This is a genomic window from Idiomarina rhizosphaerae (assembly GCF_024159085.1).
GTDB classification, from domain to species: domain Bacteria; phylum Pseudomonadota; class Gammaproteobacteria; order Enterobacterales; family Alteromonadaceae; genus Idiomarina; species Idiomarina rhizosphaerae.
On record NZ_JAMZDE010000007.1, the window covers coordinates 378534 to 403193 of the forward strand.

Below are 24660 nucleotides of genomic sequence, written 5' to 3' on the forward strand. Positions count from 1 at the left end.
CCTTACTTAGACAATAGCCGGGCACTAAAGCCCAACTGTAAAAACTGGATATATTGCTCGCTATTATGGCATGTAACGACCTGATTAATGAACTCTCTGCGCGGGCTTTCTTTGCGATAATTGCGTCGTAAACTATCAAAACCTTCGGTAGTGAGACCCTGTTGTCGGAAAAGTTCATCGTCCTGGAACAAGTCGTAGTGTTCTTTTGCCCACTTATTAAGAACGTCCAGTGAGTGCAACTCACGCGCGTCACAATGACTCCAGGCGACTGCGGGCAACACATCGGGCAAAGTTTTGCCGGCAGATTTGCCAAAATGTTCCAGCAATGCATTTGCAATCATTACCGCTCCCCCAACTTTACCTTCCAGACTGTGCCCGGCAATGTGCGGAGTCGCGATATCAACATAAGGAACCAAACCCGACAGTACCTCAGGTTCATTTTCCCAGACATCCAGCACCAGCGACGGGCGACCGCCCTGCTCGACTCGCTCCAGTAAAGCGGTGTTGTCTATAACCGCCCCCCGGCTGGCGTTAATTAATAACTGCTGCGAATGCAGTGACTGCAGTGCCGTATTTTCAAACAAATGCCGAGTCGGGAATTCGCCGTCTCGCGTCAGAGGCACATGGCAGGAGATAATATCGGCTGTTAATACACGCTGCCAATGGTCATGGACAAATTTAACGCCTTTTTTACACAGGGGCGGATCATAATAATGAACATTGAGTCCCAGAGCTTCCAGCCTTTTCCCCGCGGCTTTTCCCGTATGCCCGGCACCTACAATAGCAACATCGATTTCATCAGCTACATACTGAGGTTTGCCACTTAACCAATTGAGCACCGCACACAAAACATATTCACCAACTGATTGCGCATTCGCCCCCGGGGCGTGAGCAAAACCAATGCCCCGCTCTTTTAGAGCCTGAATATTTATATGCTCAGTACCAATGGTTGCGGAAGCAACAAATTTAAGTTTAGGAGCTTGCTCTAAGAGAGATTCATCAACTTGAGTAACAGAACGTACGAGTAAAGCGTCAGCTTCTGCCAGCAGTTTCTGCGGAGGGATTCGTTCAGAAAAGTAGGAAAGTGTTCCCGCACCCGACAATAAGTCGGAAAGTGCGGGAATATTCTGATCGGCAACGATTTTCATCGAAGTAACCGATCTTGTCGGTTATTCAGAGTATTGGCGCATCACTAACGATGCGTTTGTACCACCGAAACCAAAGCTATTAGACATAACCGTTCGCAGTGGTGCTTCTGTTGTCTGCTGAATAATGTTCATGCCGTCGGCTTTTTCATCCAGCTCTTCAATATTGATTGAAGGTGTAACGAAACCATTCTTAAGCATCAGCAATGAATAAATTGCTTCATGAACACCCGCAGCACCCAAAGCGTGTCCCGTCATTGCTTTTGTCGCGCTAATCATCGGGGTTTTCTCCGGGAAAACTTCGCGAATAGCCTCTAATTCTTTAACGTCACCAACCGGTGTACTGGTACCGTGAGTATTCAGATAGTCGATTGGAGTATCCACTGTTTCCATCGCCATTTTCATGCAGCGAACGGCGCCTTCACCCGACGGAGCTACCATATCGTAACCGTCTGAAGTCGCACCATAACCAACAATTTCACCATAGATTTTGGCACCACGAGCTTTTGCCGCTTCCAGTTCTTCGATAACCAAAATACCGCCGCCGCCGGCAGGTACGAAACCATCGCGACCCTGGTCGTAAGTACGTGACGCTTTTTCAGGCGTATCATTGTACTTAGTACTTAATGCGCCCATTGCGTCAAATTCCATGCCCAGAGTCCAGTGCAGTTCTTCACCACCGCCGGCAAAAACGCGGTCTTGTTTGCCGAACTGTATTAATTCCAGCGCATGCCCAATACAGTGAGCTGATGTTGCGCAAGCTGAGCTGATAGAATAATTAACACCTTTAATTTTAAATGGTGTTGCCAGGCAAGCTGAAGTCGTTGACGCCATGCAACGAGGTACCATGTAGGGGCCTACTTTTTTCACGCCACGTTCACGCAAAATATCAGCTGCTGCAACCTGATGCTCACCAGAAGCGCCACCGGAACCAACAACTAACCCCGTACGCGGGTGAGAGACTTGTTCTTCGGTTAAGCCTGAATCCTCGATAGCCTGCGCCATTGCGATATAGGCATAAGCGGCTGAATCGCCCATAAAACGCAGCGCTTTACGGTCAATATGGTCTTTGGGATCTAACTTAACCTCGCCCCATACCTGACAACGCAAGCCCATTTCAGCAAAAGATTCTGAACGGGTGATGCCTGATTTGCCGGTGCGTAATGATTCCAGCACTTCTTCTTGATTGTTCCCGATACTTGATACAATACCAAGTCCGGTGATAACAGCTCTTCTCATTCTATAATCCTGTCTGACATTTCTACGTCGATATCTTACCAACGTCGTGTGTGAATGTGGTCTGCTTTGTCCACTGTTGTTCGTAAAGTTGTTATTATAGCGGTCATCAACCAATAAATCATGGGATAGCCGCTTGAATTCTAATTCATCTGTTCAGTTTAACGAGCAAGGCGTACCCGTTTCCACTACTTTCGATGATATTTATTTTTCTGTCGAAAGCGGTGTTGACGAAAGTCAGTACGTATTTCTGGCGCAAAACGGATTACCCCGTCGCTGGCTATCGCTACCAGCTCATTATAGCTTTACCATAGCCGAAACCGGGTTTGGTACGGGCTTGAACTTTCTTCTGACCTGGAAACAGTTCTTAGAGCAGGCGCCTGCCAGCACACGTCTCCATTTTGTCAGTTTCGAAAAATTTCCTTTATCGCGCCAGCAACTTGAACAAGCATACCAGTTACTGGAACCCATAGCGGAATTCAGTCAGTCGTTCCTGGAGCATTACCCGGCAACGGATCCCGGCTGTCATCGCATTATACTATCACAGGGCCGGGTCATTCTGGATCTGTGGATAGGCGACCTTAATGAGCTACTCCCAGAATGGCTTCCACAGGCACAAAACCAAATTGACGCCTGGTTTCTCGACGGCTTTGCTCCGGCAAAGAACCCGGAAATGTGGCAGCCAACACTTTTTGATGCCATGAAACAAACCGCACATAGCGAAACAACTTTTGCTACCTTTACCGCTGCCGGCAGTGTCAGAAGAGCACTACAGCAAAGCGGATTCGAAGTTCAAAAAGTAGCGGGCTTTGGTCGCAAACGAGAAATGCTCTGTGGTCACTACCATAGCGCCGAAGTTTGTCAGAAATATTACGACCGGCGTGATGTTACCATTATTGGTGGTGGCATCAGTGCGGCATGTTCTGCGCTTGCACTGAAGCAAAGAGGCGTGAACGTCAGAGTTATTAGTGCCGGCACCGCTGACGGTGCATCCGGAAACCCTCAGGGAGCAGTTTATCCTCTGTTACACGCCGAACATACGCCGCTCAGTCGTTTCTACTGGCAGGCGTTCTCCACAGCCACCAGCTTCTACCGTAACTTTTGTGCCGACCATTGGTTTCCTGTCGGTGTTATGCAGCCGGCCTTTAACGATGACAGAGCCCGGCGTTATCAACGCATAGCCGATAAACTTTACGCGCCAGGCACGGTACGCTATTTATCTCAGCCGGAGGCAGAACAAAAGGCAGGGGTTTCGCTGGCGGTTCCGGCGCTGCATTACCCTAAAGCCGGATGGTTACGACCGGAGGCTGTGGTCAAAAGCCTTTTAGAAACAGCACAAATTGAGCTTATTGAAGGCGAAGCTAAGGCTCTGAAGGAAACTGAAAGAGGCCGTTGGCAGATATCACTAAAGGACGGAAGTTTGCTGACCGCTGAGCGAGTTCTCATTGCCACGGGTCACCACGTCAATTCGTTATTGCCGGAGAGCGTTAAACCGCTGCCAATACAACCGGTTCGCGGACAAGTCAGTCTGGTACAAACGACACCATTATTGTCTTCGCTAAAAACGGTTTTATGTTTCAAGGGGTATTTAGTTCCGGAAGATGACAAGCATCACTGTGTTGGCGCAACCTTTAATCGCGATAGAGAGGATTTAGAACCAACCCCGGAGGACGACGAAGAAAACCTGAAACAACTGGCTGAAAACGCGAGGCAGCCATGGGCTGAGTCTCTGCAATTAACATCTCAAAGAGTCTCGGTACGGGCTACCAGCCCCGATCACCAGCCTGTTACCGGAACGGTTGCCGAAAACTTATATGTTATTACAGCGCTTGGGTCTCGGGGCTTCACTTCTGCCCCTATTCTGGCAGAAGTGCTTGCCTGTCAGTTAACCGGAGAGTTAACGCCGTTAACTCAGGATGCTTTACGCCGCATCTCCGTTAGTCGCTTTAAGGGCTAATTTGTCCAGTACATTGTTAATGTGAGCCTGGTCGGCCGGAGACAACTCATGCCGCGTTTTGTGAACTGCCTCACGCAAAGCCGGCATAATTCTCTCCGGTTGTGTCTCACCGGCCATTTCCAGTTGCGCAACGACTAAATCGAAATGCCCTCGCAAATAACCGCAAGCAAATAGCTCATCATCTGTGCCGGAAACCACCGCATCATCGAATACGGTTTCAAGTTGTTCCACTAATTGATCAAAGTCCGTCCGAGTTCCCATCTGCAGTTTCCCGTTGAAAAACAAAGGCGCTCATTCTAACGGTCTTTTTGTTACAATGCATCCGCATCACAGACTCAACCTATGACTGAGGTAGTTATTATGTCCCTGGAAATTGGCTTGTTTTACGGCTCTACCACTTGCTATACCGAAATTGCTGCAGAAAAAATTCAGCAAGCCATTGGCGAGGACATTGTTCAGCTGTTTGATATAAAAAATACCCCGCTAAAAGAAGCTGAACAATTTGATATTCTTATTTTTGGTATTTCCACCTGGGATTTTGGCGAACTTCAGGAAGACTGGGAAAGCCATTGGGATGACATAAATGACGTGAACCTGCGCGGTAAAGTTGTTGCGCTTTTTGGCATGGGTGATCAGGAAGGTTATACCGATTGGTTCCAGGACGCTCTGGGCATGCTGCACGATGCCATAGCGAACCACGGCTGCAAGCGCATTGGTTTTTGGCCAAATCAGGGCTACGAATTTGCCGCCTCCAAAGCGTTAACCGCAGATAACACTCAGTTCGTCGGTTTATCACTAGATGAAGACTCCCAATATGAGCTATCAGATGAACGTATCGAACAATGGACGACGCAAATTTTAGAAGAAATTGCCGAACAATTAGGATAATAAAAATGCAAAGCTTTCTTTCAAAAACCCTGCTGTTACTCGCTTTGTTAATGTCGATAACGGCTCAGGCAAAAACCGAAGTTCCCAGCATTGACCAGTTCACCTCGTCATTTCAGGAGCACCCCGGTTTTTTCACTTTTTACCACGATGAAGCGAATGCAAAGTTTTATCTGGAAGTACCCAGACAAGGATCACAGTTTATTTTTCAAACCAGTCTTCCCTGGGGCTTAGGTTCTAATGATGTCGGGCTGGACCGCGGTCAACTGGGTGAAACTCGGTTAGCATCATTTCATGTTGAAGGAAATAAGGCATTATTGGTTCAACACAATACCGAGTTTCGTGCACAAACGCGGAATCAGGCTGAACGCAGCAGCGTCAATCAAGCATTTGCCGATGCCGTACTCTATGGTTTTGACGTTGTTGCGAGCAACGATGAACGAGTGTTAATAGACTACACCCCTTACTTGTTAAGTGATGTACACGGTGTTAGTAAGCGCTTACAGCAAACCGAGCAAGGACAATTTAAGGCCGATACAAGCCGCTCAGTGATTTACCCTGAACGCAGTAAAGCCTTTACGGAAAATACCGAACTGGAAGCAAAAGTCACTTTTGTCGGTGACGGAAAAGGGCAGTGGGTCAATCAGGTTGCGGCCAACGCCGATGCACTTTCTTTGCACCTGCACCACTCTTTTATAAAGTTACCTGACGCCGGATACCAACCCCGGGACTTTCATCCAAACAGCGGCTTTTGGGCTCACAGCTTTAAAGACTACGCCGCACCTCTTGGTGAATCGATGACCGTGCAATATATCCCGCGTCACCGGTTGAATAAGAAGGACCCTATTGCCTCACAAAGTGAAGCGCGTGAACCTATTGTTTATTATCTTGACCCGGGTGCACCGGAACCTGTCAAAACGGCATTGCTTGAAGGTGCCCGCTGGTGGGCTGAGGGCTTTAAGGCCTTAGGTTACGAGAATGCTTTTCAGGTAAAAGTTCTGCCCGACGATGCTGACCCTATGGATGTGCGCTATAACGTCATCCAGTGGGTTCACCGTGCAACCCGTGGCTGGTCTTACGGCTCGTCGGTAGTAGACCCTCGTACCGGCGAAATCATTAAAGGTCATGTCACCCTAGGATCGCTGCGTGTCCGCCAGGATATGAAAATAGCCGAAGGCTTGTTAACGCCTTTTATCGAAGACCCCAGTGAACTTAAGAGCGCAGTAAAAAATATGGCTCTGGCTCGTATTCGTCAATTAAGTGCACACGAAATAGGCCATACCTTAGGAATTGCTCATAACTTTGCTGCCAGTGCCTCAGACAGAGCTTCCGTTATGGACTACCCTCACCCGTTGGTGAACCTGACAACCGATGGCGGTTTAAGCCTAAGCAACGCTTATACCGAAGGCTTAGGAACCTGGGACAAACAGGTTCTGGCTTATGGGTACAGTGACTTTGGCGGTATGCCATCGTCTGACGAGCAACTAACTCGTATTCTGGACGAAAATAAAACGCTCAATCTCAGCTTTATTTCAGACAGAGATGCACGCCCCGCCGGTGGTGCTCACCCTCAGGCACATTTATGGGATAACGGTAGCGAACCTGTTACCGAGCTTGAGCGACTGCTTTCTGTGCGCCAGCAAGTGCTGGATAATTTCAGCAAAGAGATGCTGAACAACGATCAGCCGTTAAGCCAGTTACAATCGACTTTTGTACCTATTTACTTATTGCACAGATACCAGACCGAAGCAGCAGTAAAATGGCTGGGTGGTGTTAATTACCATTATTTTATGGCTGACGACTCTACGGACGACTACCAGCCGGTAGGTGCTGCCAGACAACAAGCTGCTCTGAAACAGTTGTTAAAAACCATTCAGGCAGATACTTTGCGTGTGCCTTCGCATATTAAACAATGGCTGGTTCCAGCAGCTTACGGTGAAAGCCCGTCGCGCGAGAACTTCAATGGTAAAACAGGGCTAATACCCGATACCGTCAGCATGGCTGCCAGTGCCGCGGATCATAGTTTAAGTTTGATGTTAAACAGCCAGCGTCTGAACCGGTTAGCACAACAACACGCGGACAACGACCGCGTACCCTCTCCGGCCGGACTGATGACAGCTATTTTTAATACCGTTTTCAGCGACTGGGAAAACGCGAAGCAAGATCCTGTTCAGCAGCGCTTGCTGGCAACGGCCATCAACGCCGAAGTAAGAGCGGTAAAAAATTCGGGATTGGCTGCAGAAACCCGGTTAGTTATGCGAGCCGAGCTGGCTGAACAACAACAGCAGCTTGCCAAGTCCGACTCACTACTAATACAGCAATTAGCAAAGGATTTAGATAAATTCTTAAACGAAGGGGAATGGCCGGAACAATACGAACCCGAGCCGTTACCGCCGGGTTCGCCAATCTAAAGATAAAGCCAGGGCCGCTTACAGCGGCTCTGGAAAATCGTCTAACTGCTCTTTGGTTTTGCCATGAGGCGTTGGCTGACGAGTTTCCGGATCAATGTGTACGAAAACAATATCATCAGCTGAACAAATATTTTGCTTGGTGTGCTTATTGCGCACCAGACAAGTAATAGCTAATGACGTACGTCCCACAGATTTTACCTGCAGACCAAATTCAACGACATCGCCCTGAAACGCAGAAGTTTCAAAGGTAATAGCACCAATATGCTTAGTTACCAGGCTTTTTGCCCCTAACTGGCAACTGGCAAAGATATAAGCTTCTTCGTCAATCCATTCTAAAATACGGCCACCAAATAGCGAACCGGCAAAGTTCAAATCATTTGGCATAACCAGTCGGCGAGATAAAAAGCGCATAGTCACTCCTTGTTCATGGAAGATATGTACATATTATAACCTATTGTTCGCCAATGGTTTGTTGAAAAAATTGAGCAATCATTGAATATAAATGAATTTTTGTATTACGCCCGTTAATAGAATGCTTTTTCCCCGGATAATTCATCATTTCAAAAGCCTGAGCATTGTCCTGCAACTGCTTATAGAGCTTCGTGCTATGAGTAAACAAAACATTGTCATCGGCCATTCCATGATAAATCAGTAAATCACCTTTTAAATTTTTACTGTATGGAAAAACCGATGAGTTTTTATAGGCGTCACCATCACCCGGCATACCCATAAAACGTTCGGTATAATGCGTATCATACAAACGCCAGTCGGTTACCGGTGCGCCAGCCACTCCAGCCTTAAAATATTCAGGTGCTTTAAACATAGCCAGCAGCGACATGTAACCGCCGTAACTGTGACCATATATACCGATGCGCTTTGGGTCGACATAAGGCAGGCTGGTTAAATACTTAACCCCAACCACCTGATCGTCGACTTCCGGGCTGCCCATATTCTTATAAATAGGTGCCTCAAAACGCTTCCCTCTATTCGCCGAACCGCGGTTATCCAGAGTGAAAACAATAAAGCCCTGTTGAGCCATATACTGAACAAAACCACTGCCCCAGCTTTTGGTTACTCGCTGCGCTCCGGGACCGCCGTAAACATACACCAGCACCGGATATTTTTTTTCTGCATCAAAATCTCTTGGCTTGGTCATTTTGTAATAAAGCGTCTGCCCGTCTTCAGCTTTTAGCTCACCGAACTCAGGGTAACGCCAGTTTCTCAAGTAAGGAGACAGTGGATGCTCATCTGTCACTTCGTTTTTGGCCAACCACACCAAATGATTACCTGTTGGCCCGTGCAAACTCACTTGTTTAGGCTGCTGAGGCGATGAATAGGTATCCAGATACAAGCGCACATCGGCATCAAATTCAATACGGTGCATACCTTCGCGCGTTGTAATGCGCGTTGGGTTGGCCGCAGAACTTGCATTTAGCTGGGTACGATACAGATGAGATTCTAGTGGTGATTTTTTCCGAGCGGTAAAGTACAGCGTGCCAGTACTTTCATCAATCGCTTCCAGTTCATCTACTTGCCAATCACCCGAACTCAATTGACGAATTAACGACCCGTCCAGACGATATAAATAAAGGTGTTTGAAACCACTTCGTTCAGATGCCCAAATGAAATGCTTATTATCATTTAAGAAATACAAGTCATCGTGCAGATTCAGCCAGCTATCCGAGGTTTCTGTCAACAACTCACGCTGAGTTTCGCTTGCTCGATTATAAAGCCAAAGCGTCAGTGCCTGCTGATTTCTGCTTTGCCATTGGTAACTCAAACGATTGCTGTCACCAACCCACTTAACCCGGGCTAAATACCCATCATTCAAATTATTCAGCTGCAGCCAGTTGGTCTGTTTATCGGCAATTTGATATACACCCAGGTCAATCTCTACGTTGTCACTTCCGGCGAACGGATAACGCTGTTGTATGGTTTCAATTCGGTCTGCGTATATTTCACTGCGGGTAGCGAGAGGAACAGGGCTTTCATCGACTTTAGTTAACGCGATAGCTGACTCATCCGGCGCCCACCAGTAACCGGTCATGCGCTTCATTTCTTCCTGTGCAACAAACTCTGCCATGCCAAACTTAAGCGTTTCACCGCCTTTGGTTGTAACCGCATGTTCTTCACCACTGGCAAGGTCAATAAAGTACAAATTCTGTTCCCGGACAAAAGACACGTAGCTGCTTTTTGGCGAGAACTTAACGTCAGTTTCAAAAGCATCAGTTTTTGTCAGCTGAGTCACTTTGTCGTCGTCAGTCTGGTAGTAAAAAACGTCGCCGTTATAGGGGAACAGTAGTGCATCCCCTTTTGCTGACCAGCTGTACTCAATTATACCATTGCCGCTAATGCGCTGACGTTCCCTGCGGGCTTTCTCTTCGTCAGATAATTCAAGCTCATTGGCAGCGATCTGGTCTGCTGCGACTAACAATTTATGTGTATCGGCTTCGATATCATATAACCAGAGATCGTAACGTTGCGGCTCTTCCTTACTGCCTTTTAAATAAGAAAGGTATTGACCGCCAGGCGCAAACTTTAATGATTTTGGTGTTTCACCCGTAAGACCAGGAGCACTAAATAGACGCTCTATAGTTAACTCTTCGGCAAAAACAGAGAGGCTAAAACAGCCAAAAAAAATAACGGCAATCGTCTGAATACGACGATCAAAGAAAAAAGGCATGATGTAAGATCCAACAGTTGGTTTATTCCCGTTAATACTAACAAAGTTCGGGATAAAAATCGGTTGGCTGCGGTGAAATAACACGAAAACGCTACCGCCGAATTACGACGATAGCGTTATTTTCCGGAGGGCTGTTCAATTAGAAGCTAATAGAAACTCCAGCCTGAAAACGACGACCTGTAACAGGCGCATCATCTTTTATAAAGGAGCTGTGCACAAAGCCTAACTGATCCGTCAGGTTTTCACCCTTCAGGTAAAGAGTAGCACCGTAATTTGCTAACCACTCAGGGTAAAAGTTGACGCGGGCGTTGAGTAAGCCATAGGCATCGGTTACGGTCTCATTTTGCCCTATTTTATCCTGTTCCATATAGCGCGTGTAACCGATAGCACCATCCCAGCCAACGGCCTGATAACGTACTTCTGTACCAACGCGTTGAGCCGGAATTCTCGGCAAATCATCGCCATCACGCTGTTTTGCTCGAGTGTAATCACTAAAGCCGTGAAGCGACCATTGCTCCGCGAATTTCCAGTCTAACTCAAGTTCGTAGCCATAAAGCTCGGCGTCAACTTGTTTAAACTGAACGACTTGCAGACCGCCGTGTTCATGAGCATGCTCCTCTTCATGGGCATGTTCATCGTGGTCATGGTCTTCATCACCATGCAATTGTTCACTGTTCAGGCCAATAAAATCATCGTAAATGAAGTCATCAACGCGGTTGTAGAACACGTTCAAATTTGCATGAAAACTGTCATTTTCATAATGGAACCCGGCATCAATGTTGTTTGACGTTTCAGTTTTAATCGCAACATCATTCGGCTCAACATGATACTCGTTAAGCTCTTCTTCATGCAGCTCATAACCCAGGCCTAGCTCGTAAGTACGGGTTGCAAAGTGATTCCCGTTAGCAAAAACTTCATTTGCAGCCGGAGCTCTTTCTGCATGACTGAGGTTAAATGAAACCGATGTGTGGTCACTGAAATGATAGAGGTAACCGGCAGACGCTGAAGTTGCATCAAAGGTATCCAGTTTGCGCTCTTCGCTTGAAAGCGATGTACGCTCGTGACGAACACCTAAATCAACGTGATGAGCTCCAAATTCCTGCTCTACGACCCAGAACAAGCCTTGAGTACGGCGAGACGTGTTCGGCGTGAAGGCTTCTTCCCCAAAAGCAGATTTATCGCTGATGTCCCACTGCCAGCCGACAGCACCTTTCCACCCTGCAATCTCTTTATGCTGACCAATCAGTCGTATCTCTTTTTGCTCATTTTCAAATTGAGTTGCAACGAAGTTGTCTTCAATTTCCTGGTGTTGGTAATCGGTTAAAGCGGCACGAAAATCTAAGCGGTTAAAGCCACTAAAAGGGTTACGCCATTGACCGGCGAATTGAATACGTTCCTGCTCCAGCTCTGCATAAGGGCCGGCCTCTGCGTGGTCATGCTCTTCTTCATGACCGGGCTCTTCCTCATGCTCATCTTCTTCCTCACCATGACCGTGGTCATGACCGGGAATACCGTACTCCTGATAAAGCCCCTGGTATGATACTCCGAAAAAGCCGTCATCAAACTGGTAACTGGCGCCAATGGTGCCACCTTGAGCGTCAATGAACGAGTTCTCAACATGGTCCACCGTTTCACCTTCGTCATTCGTAAAGGATGGCGTCTCATAATCATTTGCGCGACGAATAAAAGCATCGGTATAAAGTGCCCAGCGACCATTGCCTATTTGTAAGTCGTAAGAACCTTCTTTGTTATCATTGTTGGTTGAGGCTGACACATTGGCATTACCTTGAATGCCGTAAACAGGCTCAGAAGGGATCCGGTTGTCGACCACGTTAATCACGCCACCAATTGCCCCACTACCGTAAAGCAAAGTTGCCGGCCCCCTTAATACCTCAATTTGTTGTGCTGTACTGGTTTCAGTTGTAACTGCATGGTCGGGACCACCACGGGATACGTCACCAGTATCGAGACCATTTTGAGTAATTTTCACTCTCGGCCCACCCAGTCCACGAATAATCGGGCTACCGGCGACATTCGCGAAATGGGTGTTATTGATGCCCGGTTCCATTGCCAGAGTTTCCCCCAGACTATGGGCATTCTTTTGCTTAAGCGCGTCACCGGAAATAATATTGACAGGCTGTGCTGATTCAAGTGCCGTCTTATCCAGCGGGCTGGCATTAATGACAATGACTTCATAGTCATTAATGTGTTCATGTTCTTCTTGCTGTTGCGCATGCGCGACGGTACTTGTTGCCAGTAATGCAAGAGTTAACGCATTCAGTTTCATAACCACTCCAGTTAACGTTGTTTCAGATTAACGCCATCTCGTTATTGTAATAATATAACATTACGAAATCCTGATACGTTTTGCAACACTCTTTCAATTATCCACTCTGGTTGTCTGTTATCTGCTGCGGTACACTAGCTTCGCTATTATGATAAAAATAAAACCAAGGACATGATATGAAGCCATCCCATATTCTTCTGCCCGTCACATTAAGCCTGCTGGTAGCGGCTTGTGGCGCATCAGAACCCGAATCACAAACGACGGAAATCCGTGCTGAAGAGTCCAATATTCGTGCTCATTTAGAGTTTCTTGCAGACGATGACCTTAAAGGTCGTGAAACTGGTAGTAACGAGCACGAAATTGCCTCGAACTACATCGTTTCTGAGTTCAAACAGTTAGGCCTTGAGCCTGCTGGTGATGACGGCACTTATTATCAGCGCATTCCTTTTCGTAAAAGTACACTGAAAGAAAACAGCGCCCGAATGACCTTTGAAAACAATGGTGAAGTGGTCGAGTTTGAATTCCCTAAGCAATTCATTACCGGTCCAAGTCATTATGAAGAAAAAGATGAAATTACTGCGCCATTAGTTTTTGTCGGCTATGGTATGGAAGCTCCTGAGTTTGGTCTTGATGACTACAACGCCCTTGACGTAGAAGGCAAAATTGTTGTCATGTTAACAGGCCGTCCGGAATTTTTACCTAGCGAGGAAGGTGCTCACCTGGCCAACATTAAAAGTGATATTGCCCGCGAAAAAGGTGCTGTTGGCATTATTACACTACACACGCCAGTGCGCGAAAAAACTCGCAAATACGAAACCAGTGTTTATTACACCAAGACACCTCGCATGACCTGGTTAGGTCCTAATGGCTTACCTAAGGGTGAAGAACAGCAATTAAAGGGATCAGCCTATATTGATGACGAACCTGCACAAAAACTGTTTGCCAACGCACCGACTGAATTAAGCACTATCTTCGAGAAAATCGAAGAAGACCCGGACTTCTCTCCTAAAGGGTTTGAACTGGAAGGTCAAGTCACTCTGGCTCGCGAATCTCGTCACGAGGAAATTTCCAGCCCTAACGTCGCAGCTGTATTGCCGGGTTCTGACAAAACGCTGAAAGACGAATATGTTGTTTACACTGCGCATTCCGATCATATTGGCGTGATAAAAGACATGAGTCGCGAAGACAATATCAATAATGGCGCTATGGATAATGCCAGTGGTGTTTCTATCATGCTGGAAACCGCGCGTTTGTTTGTAGAGTCAGAGCAAGAATTTGACCGTTCAATTATGTTCTTGTCGGTCACCGCAGAAGAAAAAGGTCTGTTAGGTGCGGACTACTTTGCCAATAACCCAACGGTTCCTTTAGAAAATATCGTAGCAAACGTAAACCTGGATATGCCGGTACTACTGTATGATTTTGCCGATGTCATTGCCTTTGGTGCTTCCCATTCAACTTTGGGTGACACCGTTAGCAAGGCAGCCCAGCAATTCGATACAAAGCAAAGCCCTGACCCTATGCCTGAGCAGGCTATTTTTACGCGCTCAGACCATTACACTCTGGTCAAAAAAGGCATTCCGGCGGTATTTTTAATGACCGGCTTTACCTCACGTACCGAAGGTGAAGACGGCGGCGAAGTCTGGGGCGAGTTTTTTGCTGAGCACTATCACAAGCCCAGCGATGGACTCAATTTAGATATTAACTACGAAGCCGGAGCCCGCTTTACCAACATTAACTTTGCCATTGGTAAAGAAATTGCGAACGCTGATAAGCGTCCACAGTGGCTGGAAGACTCGTTCTTCGGTAAGCAATTTAACGACTAAGCTTACGGTTAAAATACAGAACGAATTCCATGGGGCCCTAACCGGCCCCTTTTTTTTGTCAGCGACCGTCATTAAACTGTCATTTACGCTCTCTACACTTTTAGCATCAGTAGCTGCCGGAGCACTCGATGTTATCTGTAGACAAAGTCGTTAATGACAAGCTTCCACTCATTAAAGGTAAACCCTGGTTAGAGAAGCCAACAACCTGGGTTTTACGCAACCTTTTACACGAAGAAGACATTCAGAAGTTTGGCAAAAGCTCTCCCTCTTTAGAAGGCATAGACTTTGTTGAACACACTCTGGACTACTTCAATTTCACTTACTCCTACTCTTCGCAAGAACTGGATAATATCCCTGTAAGCGGACGTCTGGTTATTATTGCGAATCATCCGATAGGCTCTCTTGATGGGCTGGCGTTATTAAAGTTAGTCAGTGAAATGCGCAGCGATGTAAAAATAGTTGCCAATGAATGGCTGTCTGCACTCGAACCGCTTAACTCCCTGTTGCTGCCGGTTAATGTCTTTGGCGGCAAACCCAGCCGCAAAGACATTCGCAACATACACAACCACCTTCACGACGAAGGGTGCGTCATACTATTTCCTGCCGGTGAGGTTTCCCGGTTACGCCCTAACGGGGTACGTGACACACACTGGCAAAGTGGCTTTCTGAAAATAGCCAAGGCAACCCAAAGTGACATTTTGCCCATACGTCTCGACGCTCATAATTCAGCCTGGTTTTACACCGCTTCTATGGTCTATAAACCTTTAGCCACAATGCTCCTGGTGAAAGAAATGTTTCGCCAGCAACGTAAGCAGGTTAAATGTCATATAGGCCAAAGAATTCCGGTTGAAGCCTTTCTGCACCAAGGCCTGAGTGTGAACCAGCAGGTTAAACTGTTTAAAAAGCACTTGTACCGTTTAGGTACTCAAAAAAAATCAATTTTCCCAACCCAGACAGCAATAGCCCGTCCTGAATCGCGCCAACCTTTGAAAGCGGCTATTGAGGCCTGTGAATTACTCGGTGAAACCCCATGTGGCAAAAAGATTTATCTGTATGAATTTAGTGGTAGCTCTCCTATTCTTCGGGAGATAGGTCGCTTACGAGAAATCGCTTTTCGCACCGTAGGCGAAGGTACCTGGCGTAAACGCGACCTTGATGAGTACGATACCTGGTATATGCACCTGATACTCTGGGATCCGGACGATCTTGAAATTGCCGGTGCTTACCGTCTGGGCGACTGTAAAAAAATAATAGAAGCGCACGGCCAAAACGGACTCTACAGTGACGGATTCTATGAGTTCTCAGACGCTATGAAGGAGCTTTTTCCGCAAAGTCTGGAGCTGGGCCGTTCATTTGTACAACCCCGGTACTGGGGTAAACGCAGCCTGGACTATCTCTGGGTTGGTATTGGCGCGCTGTTACGTAAGCACCCTAATTATCGCTACTTATTTGGCTCCGTCAGTATTAGCAATGCGTTACCAAAAGATGCGCAGGCAGCTTTAGTTAAATTTTACAGCAGCCATTTTCCACCGCAAACAGCAATGGCCAGAGCAAATATTCCTTATCGTTTAAACACCGACTCAACAGTGCCTGACTTTACCGGTAACAACTACGCCGATGAATTTGTTCTGCTAAAAAGCTACATGGCGAATATCGGCTCTGCCATTCCCACACTTTACAAACAATACTCGGAGCTATGTGAACCCGGCGGAGTACAGTTTTTAGAGTTTGGCGTTGACCCGGATTTTAATCATTCGATAGATGGGCTGGTGTTAGTGGATACCACCAAACTCAGTGCGAAAAAGCGCAAGCGTTATTTAGAAACGAGATAAGCACTGGCCTGCTGATACCAGTCACCCAGTACAATACGTTTAGCGGGTTTGCCATCAGCGAGTGTGAAGCAATGCACTGCTGGCCGGTGTGTGTGACCATGAATGAGCTTCCTAACGCTGTGATTTTCCATAACACACAGCACTTCGTTGTGCTGAGCATCCATTTTATAAAGCTGTTCGGGGGTTAATTCAGGTCTTTGGCTACTGGATTTTTGCCGTAACCGGTTTGCAATACGCATACGCCAGGACAAGGGTAAGCTACGCATAATACCTTTGACCAGAGCATTCTGGATAATAGCCCGATAACGCAGGTAACCTTTATCCAGCGTGCATAAGGTATCACCATGCATCAGTAGTACCCGCTCGCCATACAAGTCAATGACCGTTTCATCCGGGAGAAGGGTTAAGCCAACGTCGCTGGCAAAACGCTCGCCCACCATGAAGTCGCGGTTTCCGGCCATGAAATAAAGGCGCACACCACTGTCTGTCATATGCTTCAGCTGATTTTTTACTTGCGCTGCAAACTCGCTGGTGTCGTCATCACCCAACCAGGCATCGAACAAATCGCCCAGAATATAAAGCGCATCAAGATTGCGGTGTTGCTGACAAAAGTCACTAAAGGCAGCCAGTATATCTGGCCGCCCCGGACTTAAATGTAAGTCAGCGATAAAGCCGGTGGTCATGGAATCAGTCTTTAACCGACACACTTTCAATAACCACGTCTTCAACCGGCACGTCTTGATGGAAGCCCGCTGAACCGGTTTTCACGTCTTTAATGGTGTTTACCACATCCATACCTTCAACAACTTCAGCGAATACACAATAACCATAGCCATTCGGTGTTTCATTCTGAAAGTTTAAAAAGGCATTGTCGTTCACGTTAATGAAAAACTGAGACGACGCTGAATGAGGATCGGGCGTGCGCGCCATAGCCACCGAGCCAACCACATTGGGTTTTGCTGTCGGCGCTTCGTTTTCAATATTCGCGCGTGTTTCTTTTTGCTTCATGCCGGGCTCAAAACCACCGCCCTGCACCATGAAGTTACTAATAATACGGTGAAAAATTGTGCCGTCATAAAAACCGTCACGGGCATACTGTAAAAAGTTATCTACAGTCTTAGGCGCGGTTTCATTGTGCATTTCTAAAGTGATATCACCATGGTTGGTATGTAAAACGACTTGCATTGAATGTACCTGTTTCATTGACTAAACCAGCCAATAGTGTACCAGAGCCGTACCATAGGTGGTATCATAAGCCCCCAGTTTTCATCGCTAACCGTTTAAAAGTAAGAGACACTATTTATGGCATTAACCGTATTTAACACCCTGACCCGCAAAAAGCAGTCATTTGAGCCTATTCAACCCGGCCACGTGGGTATTTATGTTTGCGGTGTTACCACTTACGACTACTGCCATATTGGCCATGCCAGAACTTATGTCGCTTTTGATATTGTCGTGCGTTATCTGCGTAAGCTAGGGTACAGCGTCAAATATGTCCGCAATATCACCGATCTGGACGACAAAATCATTAAACGTGCAGCTGAAAAAGGCGAAGATTTTCATCAGGTGACTGAGCGTTTTATTCGGGAAATGCACAAAGATTTCGACGCGTTGAACTTAGTCCGTCCCGATATTGAACCGCGTGTGACCAGTCATATGGATGAAATCATCCAGATGATTGAACGCCTGATTGAAAACGGCAACGCCTATGAAGCCGGCAACGGCGACGTTCTGTTTGATGTTTCTACATTTAACGATTATGGCAAGCTCAGTCGTCAGGACTTAGAACAGTTACAAGCGGGTTCACGGGTTGATGTTGATGCGGCCAAGCAAGACCCACTCGACTTTGTTTTATGGAAAGCAGCAAAACCAGGTGAACCGAGCTGGTCATCTCCCTGGGGTGAAGGTCGCCCGGGCTGGCATATTGAATGTTCAGCAATGAATAAGAAGCACCTAGGCAGCACTTTCGATATTCATGGTGGCGGCTCTGACTTGTCTTTTCCTCATCATGAAAATGAAATAGCTCAAAGCTGCTGCGCAAATCAATCTGAGTACGTAAAGTACTGGATGCACAGTGGTATGGTTCAGGTCGACAATGAAAAAATGTCGAAGTCACTAGGTAACTTTTTTACGATTCGCAGCGTACTGGAACAATACGACGCGGAAACGGTTCGTTATTTTCTGCTGTCGAGCCACTATCGCTCGCAGCTGAACTATACTCAGGAAAATCTGGATCAGGCGCACTCCGCTCTGGAGCGCTTATACACCGCATTGCGTGACGTAACACCGCAAACCGCCAGCGAAGAGTTGCGTAGTAAATACTGGCAGAGCTTTCAGCAGGCAATGGACGATGACTTAAACGCGCCGGAAGCCATGAGTGTATTATTTGAAATTGCCCGGGAAATTAACCGTAACCGCGAGAGTGCTCCGGACACAGCCGCGCAATTAGCGCACGTTTTGCTTGAGCTGTCTGAAGTAATGGGGCTGCTGCAACAGTCTCCGGAAGAGTTTTTACAAGGCGATGACGACGATGTCGCCAAAATTGAAGCGTTGATTGCCAAGCGTAATCAGGCCCGGGAAGATAAAGACTGGGCTGCAGCAGACGAAGCCCGTGATGAGTTAACCAACATGGGTATTGTCTTAGAAGATGGTGCAGAAGGCACCCGCTGGCGTCGCGCTTAACCGACAAACTGATTAAGAGGTTCAACCTATGGCATTTGCACAACTGCAAATCGTCAGCTCACTGGCTGACGCATACTCAAAAGATGGTGCCGATGCACTTATCTTAATTGGAAATTTTGACTCTATTGACGACTCAGCTCTGGCTGAAACTATTCAGCAGGCACAAATTACCGATCAAAGAGTGGGCAAACAACCTTTACTGTTAAAAGCTGACGGCGTTCCCGGCCAGCGCTTGGTCGCTGCGCCTACCGGGCCGTTAAACCGTGACTTTGACGATGTCCGCCAAGTTTTCGATGCGGCACATGCGGCAGCAAAAGTTGCACAAGATGCCGGTGCTCGCCACCCGGTTATCGCGTTGAATAATGTCAATGTGAATGACGAGCGTTATCAGCAAGCCTTTTTGGCTGCTTACCTTGGCTTTTGTCAGGCACTTTACCAGCCACTGGAAGCTCGTGAAGCTCATGGTGAAGAAGCCATTGAACCGACTCAGAACGTCATTTTAGTCGGAGAGCTCGACGCCGAGTGGGCTATGGCAGTTGAAGCCGGTAAACGCGTTGCCCGCGACCTTGCAGGTACCGAACCTGAGCGTATGGCACCCCCCAAATTCGCTGAGTACTGCCGCCAGGCCTTTGCGCACACATCGGTTAAGGTCACTGTTATTGATGACTATCAGCAGCTACAGCATGAGTATCCTTTGTTGGCGGCAGTTGGTCGCTCGTCAATGGCTGTAGAGCGTCATCGCCCCTGCGTTATTCGCCTTGAGTATCACGGCAATAACCCGGAGCGCACGGTCATGTTCGCTGGTAAAGGTATTGTTTATGATACCGGTGGTGCTGACTTAAAAACAGGTGGTCATATGGCCGGTATGAGCCGCGATAAAGGTGGTGCCGCGGGCGTTGCCGGCTTCTTAAAAACGGTTTCAGAATTACAGCCAGAACACCTTAATGTGGTTGCTGAAATTGGCGCGGTACGTAACAGCATTGGTTCAGATGCTTTTGTTGCCGATGAAATTATTACCGGCCACAGCGGCAAACGTGTGCGTATTGGTAATACCGATGCCGAAGGCCGCCTGATAATGGCCGACTTGTTGTCGCATTTGCGCGAAGAAGCGGCGAAAAGTGACGGCGAACACGAGTTGTACACGGTAGCAACTCTGACAGGCCACGCAGCCCTTTCAAAAGGTCCATACAGCGCTCTGGTACCCAATGGCCATGCGCGTCGTCAGAATCTGGCTCAAGCTTTGTTCGATGCCGGTGAAACCTATGGTGATCCAACAGAAATATCCTGGTCGCGTCGTGAAGACTTTGACTTTGTTAAAGGCCGTACCTTGTGTGATGACTTACTGTCATCTAACAACGGTCCTTCTGCCGCTACGCCACGTGGACACCAATTCCCAATGGCATTTCTGACCGGAGTTTCCGGTCTGGACAATCACGGTATTGATAGTGAACACCCAATAAGTTATATCCATATTGATATTGCCGGTAGCGGCGTAGAAGGCGGAGACTGGCAACATGGCAAACCAACAGCAGCTCCGGTTACTTGTCTGGCGGGTCATTACCTGAAGAAATAGCTTTTACGAAAACGCCTTATTAAAGACAATAAAAAATGCCCGGTTCCGTTTAATCAGAACCGGGCATTTTTTTATCTAGCGTTTACGTTAAGAAATAAAGTCTGGCCCAAAGCCATTGGTCCATAAAATGGCCGTTGTTGCCATAAGTACAACCATAGCAATAAGACCTGCGGTAACTACCGAACTCGCGTAAAGAAAACCACGTTCTTCCGGAATGTGCATAATAACCGGTAGACCTGAATAAAGCAGGTAAACCGAATAAGCCACGCCAATAAGAAAGACGGAAGCAACAAACCACAATTCAGGATAAATTGACGCTATCCCCGACATAATAACCGGAGTTGCCGCGTAAGCTGCTAATTCAAGTGATTTCGTATAACTGGGATCAGCACCAAAAGTTTTTGCCATCCAGTAAATTAAGTAAGCCAACGCAAACGTGGCTCCCAAAATACCAATATACATTGCAACACCGAGCATGATGCCACTGCTTTGGGTAAGATAAATAGACTCGCGGGCACCAACACTCCAGCCGATATGAGCTGAAGCGTAGTAAGCTGCCAGACAAGGTAATATTGCTATCAGTAAAATATGAGAACACGAATAAAGAAAGCTCTCACGCTTGCTGTCTATCGATTTCCACTCTTGTGCTGGATGGGCGTATAACCCCCAAATATGATTCAGTATCATAATTTCACTTCCCCATAGTTCGCGGTCATACCGCCGAATTCGTAAATACGTTATAATTTTTGATGCGGGTACTGCTGAAAAATTCACCCCATGCACCTAATATTCAGCACCATCTGTATTCTGTCAAGGCCTTTTGTTATAGAACAAAGGGTTAGTTGTTAATTTCTTATTACACCTTTTACGCCAAGAAGGATCGCTGTGAATTATAGTCTCGTCGAACCCTATCTCAATCTGCTCGACCCAATACACTCATTTTTACTTTGCCGGACGCCTCCTGAGTGGGTTAAGCAAGCGTCGCTGGCTGATAACCTACCCGTGATTTTATTGGACCATTTACATTGTGAGCTAAAGGCGGCTCAAAGTGCAGCCTTATTGCTGCGCCGTTATGCCGTTAATAAAAATCACGGACAAGCCCTGCTTGACGCTCTGCAACCGTACGAAGACCTGGTTTATCGCGGCCTTGGGAATTTTCAGCAACTTAAACAAAGCAAGCAACTGTCTCACGCTTTACAAGCAGCAGAGTCACAGCCATACGCCGACGAAATTATTGATAAAATGTCCCGCTTAATTCGGGAAGAGTTGCATCATTTCCAACAGGTTCTCGAAATAATGCAGGCACGAGATGTGCCACTTTATAAGCTCAGCGCATCGCGTTATGCGGCCAGCCTTATTCGGCATGTACGTACATACGAGCCGCAGGCTTTAATTGATAAGTTAATTATAGGCGCTCTTATTGAAGCGCGCTCTTGTGAGCGCTTTGCCGCACTGGCTCCTTATCTGGATGAGGATATAGCCCGCTTTTACGTGTCCCTGTTACGTTCAGAAGCACGCCATTATCAGGATTACCTCGAGTTAGCGCAGAAGCTAAGCGATACGGACATTACCGAGCGGATTAATCAGTTCAGAGAGTGGGAAGCAGAATTGATTATGTCTGAAGATACGAAGTTACGTTTTCACTCAGGAGTACCGGTGCACGCTTAAATGTGCACCGGCTCTCGAAGAACAACCGGAGAGGTAACCGGAAAAACGTCAGCCGTTAGAGCTCTTCCAGCTTTTTGCCTGCGTCTTTGTCATAATAAACATCTTCATCAAAGTCGCCTTCTGAGCGCGCAACCACACAGCTGACCATAGCGTCACCGGTTACGTTAACGGCTGTTCGGGTCATATCCAGCAGACGGTCAACACCAATAATCAGGCCAATACCTTCAACCGGTAAACCAACCTGCTGCAGCACCATGGCGAGCATAATGAGTCCAACCCCGGGCACGCCAGCTGTACCGACAGACGCCAGCGTCGCAGTCATAATTACCATCAGGTATTCAGCGACGCCTAAATCCAGACCATAAACCTGCGCAATAAAGACGGTAGCAACACCTTGCATAATAGCCGTACCATCCATGTTGATGGTAGCCCCCAGCGGCACAGTGAAGGAACCCACACTGTTACTGACGCCTAAACGACGGGTAACGGTTTCTAAAGTGATAGGCATAGTCGCGTTACTACTCGCTGTACTAAAGCCAAACAGTTGAGCGTCACGCATCTTACGCATAAAGATGCCCGGTTTAACCCGTGCCAGAACGCGCATAAATATGGGGTAGATAATTAAACCATGAGCAAGCAACACAAACAGTACAAGCAGGAAGTATTTCGCCAGGCTGCCTATCATTTCTACGCCAATTTCGGTGAATAGCTTCGCCATTAGAGCAAACACACCATAAGGTGCCAGACTCATTAAAATAACAACCAGCTTCATAATGACCGAATTCAAGTCATCGAAAAAGCCTTTCAAACGTTCACCCGGTTTACCAACCAGAGCCATAGAAATGCCGAACAGCAATGCAAACACAATAATTTGCAACATATTCCCTTCGGCCATAGCGTTAATGGGATTGTCGGGAAACAAATTAACAATGACTTCGCTAACCGATGGTGCTTCGCTGGGCTCAAAGCTGGCATCTGAAGCACGCTCAATACCCGAGCCCGGTTGCACCAGAATTGCCGAACCAATTGCAAAGGTAATTGCTATGGCCGTAGTGATCATATACATGCCCACTGCTTTTCCGCCTAAGCGCCCAAGCTTGCTGGGGTCACTTAAGGAACAAGTGCCCACCACCAGTGATACAAACACCAGTGGTACAACCAGCATTTTCAAAGAGGTAATGAATATTTGACCAACAACATCGAAAAGACCATTGGTTAAATACAAAGAAACCCAGGCATTATCACCGGCAACGTAACGAATAATGGTACCGAGAATGATCCCAGCGACCATGCCGATAACAATGCGGCTAGTCAGACTGAGTTTTTTCTTTTCGCTCATAAGCGTCCTTTATTATTCATTCTAAAAAACTGCGACAGCCTAGCAGAAAGCTTTTAAATAAGCAGCTATAAAACTGTAAGCCTCGCTGAACACCTTCTATTGTGCGACATCTGACCGGGTTAAGGAAGATTTTAAGGTATGAATAATAACAGACATGCCTTTCGCAAAACGTTCACTTAGCGGTTTACGGATAACATACTGTAATTGTAATACGTCAAAACCTTTATGCTGTTTCATTAACCACGCGTCACTGGTCGTCACCTCATCAATCAAGCCAAGCTCTTTTGCTTCCTGACCTGACCAGACCTCGCCCGTTGCCACTTTGTCTATATCCAGTTCGCTACGGTTTTCCTGAACAAAAGACTTAAACTGACGGTGAATGGCTTCTAAATCCTGTTTAAACTTACGACGCCCTTCATCGGTATTTTCACCAAAAATAGTCAGAGTGCGTTTATATTCACCAGCCGTTAATTGTTCAAAGTCGACATTATGCTTTTTCAAAAGCCGATGGAAATTCGGTATTTGCGCAACCACACCTATTGAACCGATAAAGGCAAAAGGTGCTGCAAGCAGTTTATGACCGACACAAGCCATCATATAACCGCCGCTTGCAGCCACTTTATCTATAGCAACATTAACGGTTAAGTTGTGTTCTCTTAAACGCAGTAACTGAGCAGCCGCCAGGCCATAGCCATTAACCACACCACCGCCACTTTCCAGACGCACCAAAACTTCATCTTTTTCAGTGGCCAAGTTTAAAATGGCATTTACTTCATGACGTAAGCTGTCGACTTCCTTCGCGTCCATGCTGCCTTTAAAATCAACAACAAAAAGCCGTTTCTCTTTGTTCTCCACTGTCTTCTTTTTCTTTAACGCTTTCAATGCCTTTTTCTGAGCTTTTTTATCCATCAGCTCAATTCTCAACTGTTCGCTCAGCTCATTCAGCTCTTTAGATAAATGCGTGACTTGTAAGTCACCTTTACTCTTTTTCTGTTTCTGCGCCGCCTGGGCAATAAGGCCGACAATAAAACCAACAGCCACCACAATAATAGCGGCCTTTAGTAGAAAGCCTCCAATATCAGCAACAAAATCCATACCACTCTCCTAAAACGAAAAAGGCCAGCATAACTGCCGGCCTT

The 24660-nt window shown here is 47.0% G+C and carries 19 protein-coding genes; 8 read left to right on the top strand and 11 right to left on the bottom strand.

Translation table 11 applies throughout. The annotated features are described in order from the left end of the window. Positions 1 to 2 precede the first annotated feature (2 nt). The gene (locus NJR55_RS09510) at positions 3 to 1148 is read right to left on the bottom strand and encodes a 4-phosphoerythronate dehydrogenase (RefSeq protein ID WP_253619725.1); all 1146 of its coding nucleotides are present in this window, start codon (positions 1146 to 1148) and stop codon (positions 3 to 5) included. Between the two features lie 21 nt (positions 1149 to 1169). Continuing rightward, entirely contained in the window at positions 1170 to 2384 is a 1215-nt protein-coding gene (gene fabB, locus NJR55_RS09515) for a beta-ketoacyl-ACP synthase I (protein WP_253619726.1), read from the bottom strand. A gap of 133 nt (positions 2385 to 2517) precedes the next feature. On the opposite strand from fabB, the gene mnmC reads away from it, so the two are divergent. Beyond that, a complete protein-coding gene (mnmC, locus tag NJR55_RS09520) occupies positions 2518 to 4338 on the top strand; it encodes a bifunctional tRNA (5-methylaminomethyl-2-thiouridine)(34)-methyltransferase MnmC2/FAD-dependent 5-carboxymethylaminomethyl-2-thiouridine(34) oxidoreductase MnmC1 (RefSeq protein WP_253619727.1) in 1821 nt (606 codons plus the stop codon). On the opposite strand, the gene NJR55_RS09525 is transcribed toward mnmC, so the two are convergent. Beyond that, the gene (locus NJR55_RS09525) at positions 4303 to 4599 is read right to left on the bottom strand and encodes a YfcL family protein (RefSeq protein WP_253619728.1); all 297 of its coding nucleotides are present in this window, start codon (positions 4597 to 4599) and stop codon (positions 4303 to 4305) included. The two genes, mnmC and NJR55_RS09525, sit on opposite strands and share 36 nt — an antisense overlap. A gap of 105 nt (positions 4600 to 4704) precedes the next feature. Here NJR55_RS09525 and fldB point away from each other — a divergent pair, with 105 nt between their 5' ends. Further along, entirely contained in the window at positions 4705 to 5226 is a 522-nt protein-coding gene (gene fldB / locus NJR55_RS09530) for a flavodoxin FldB (protein WP_034820885.1), read from the top strand. A gap of 5 nt (positions 5227 to 5231) precedes the next feature. Beyond that, positions 5232 to 7634 carry a zinc-dependent metalloprotease gene (locus tag NJR55_RS09535; RefSeq protein ID WP_253619729.1) on the top strand — a complete coding sequence of 801 codons (2403 nt, stop codon included), beginning with the start codon at positions 5232 to 5234 and terminating at the stop codon, positions 7632 to 7634. Positions 7635 to 7652: 18 nt separating this feature from the next. Here NJR55_RS09535 and NJR55_RS09540 read toward each other — a convergent pair whose 3' ends face one another. From NJR55_RS09540 to NJR55_RS09550, 3 genes are all read right to left on the bottom strand, one after another. Next, on the bottom strand, positions 7653 to 8045 hold the full coding sequence (locus tag NJR55_RS09540; protein WP_011234277.1) for an acyl-CoA thioesterase: 393 nt from the start codon (positions 8043 to 8045) through the stop codon (positions 7653 to 7655). A 40-nt stretch (positions 8046 to 8085) separates the two neighbouring features. Beyond that, a complete protein-coding gene (locus NJR55_RS09545) occupies positions 8086 to 10317 on the bottom strand; it encodes a S9 family peptidase (RefSeq protein WP_253619730.1) in 2232 nt (743 codons plus the stop codon). Between the two features lie 139 nt (positions 10318 to 10456). Beyond that, positions 10457 to 12604 (bottom strand): TonB-dependent receptor, encoded by a 2148-nt coding sequence (locus NJR55_RS09550; protein WP_253619731.1) that lies wholly within the window; start codon positions 12602 to 12604, stop codon positions 10457 to 10459. A 176-nt stretch (positions 12605 to 12780) separates the two neighbouring features. Between NJR55_RS09550 and NJR55_RS09555 the strand changes: the two genes are divergently transcribed. Together NJR55_RS09555 and olsF are read left to right on the top strand one after the other, a co-directional pair. Then, positions 12781 to 14427, top strand: coding sequence for a M28 family metallopeptidase (locus NJR55_RS09555; RefSeq protein WP_253619732.1), 1647 nt, complete (start codon positions 12781 to 12783; stop codon positions 14425 to 14427). Positions 14428 to 14555: 128 nt separating this feature from the next. Continuing rightward, on the top strand, positions 14556 to 16259 hold the full coding sequence (gene olsF, locus NJR55_RS09560; protein ID WP_253619733.1) for a bifunctional ornithine lipid synthase OlsF: 1704 nt from the start codon (positions 14556 to 14558) through the stop codon (positions 16257 to 16259). Here olsF and NJR55_RS09565 read toward each other — a convergent pair. Both NJR55_RS09565 and NJR55_RS09570 read right to left on the bottom strand, forming a co-directional pair. Continuing rightward, positions 16241 to 16942 carry a UDP-2,3-diacylglucosamine diphosphatase gene (locus NJR55_RS09565; protein WP_253619734.1) on the bottom strand — a complete coding sequence of 234 codons (702 nt, stop codon included), beginning with the start codon at positions 16940 to 16942 and terminating at the stop codon, positions 16241 to 16243. The two genes, olsF and NJR55_RS09565, sit on opposite strands and share 19 nt — an antisense overlap. 4 nt (positions 16943 to 16946) lie before the next feature. After that, the gene (locus NJR55_RS09570; protein WP_011234283.1) at positions 16947 to 17444 is read right to left on the bottom strand and encodes a peptidylprolyl isomerase; all 498 of its coding nucleotides are present in this window, start codon (positions 17442 to 17444) and stop codon (positions 16947 to 16949) included. A gap of 117 nt (positions 17445 to 17561) precedes the next feature. Between NJR55_RS09570 and cysS the strand changes: the two genes are divergently transcribed. After that, positions 17562 to 18941: a cysteine--tRNA ligase gene (gene cysS, locus NJR55_RS09575; protein ID WP_253619735.1), complete on the top strand. Its 1380-nt coding sequence runs from the start codon at positions 17562 to 17564 to the stop codon at positions 18939 to 18941. Positions 18942 to 18969: 28 nt separating this feature from the next. Continuing rightward, positions 18970 to 20514, top strand: coding sequence for a M17 family metallopeptidase (locus NJR55_RS09580; RefSeq protein WP_253619736.1), 1545 nt, complete (start codon positions 18970 to 18972; stop codon positions 20512 to 20514). Between the two features lie 87 nt (positions 20515 to 20601). On the opposite strand, the gene NJR55_RS09585 is transcribed toward NJR55_RS09580, so the two are convergent. Then, on the bottom strand, positions 20602 to 21201 hold the full coding sequence (locus NJR55_RS09585) for a Yip1 family protein (protein ID WP_011234286.1): 600 nt from the start codon (positions 21199 to 21201) through the stop codon (positions 20602 to 20604). Positions 21202 to 21399: 198 nt separating this feature from the next. On the opposite strand from NJR55_RS09585, the gene miaE reads away from it, so the two are divergent. Further along, positions 21400 to 22182 carry a tRNA isopentenyl-2-thiomethyl-A-37 hydroxylase MiaE gene (gene miaE, locus NJR55_RS09590; protein ID WP_253619737.1) on the top strand — a complete coding sequence of 261 codons (783 nt, stop codon included), beginning with the start codon at positions 21400 to 21402 and terminating at the stop codon, positions 22180 to 22182. Between the two features lie 55 nt (positions 22183 to 22237). Here miaE and NJR55_RS09595 read toward each other — a convergent pair whose 3' ends face one another. Further along, positions 22238 to 23521 carry a dicarboxylate/amino acid:cation symporter gene (locus NJR55_RS09595; RefSeq protein WP_253619738.1) on the bottom strand — a complete coding sequence of 428 codons (1284 nt, stop codon included), beginning with the start codon at positions 23519 to 23521 and terminating at the stop codon, positions 22238 to 22240. A gap of 96 nt (positions 23522 to 23617) precedes the next feature. Continuing rightward, complete coding sequence (sohB, locus tag NJR55_RS09600) at positions 23618 to 24616, bottom strand: protease SohB (RefSeq protein ID WP_253619739.1); 999 nt, start codon at positions 24614 to 24616, stop codon at positions 23618 to 23620. Positions 24617 to 24660 lie beyond the last annotated feature (44 nt).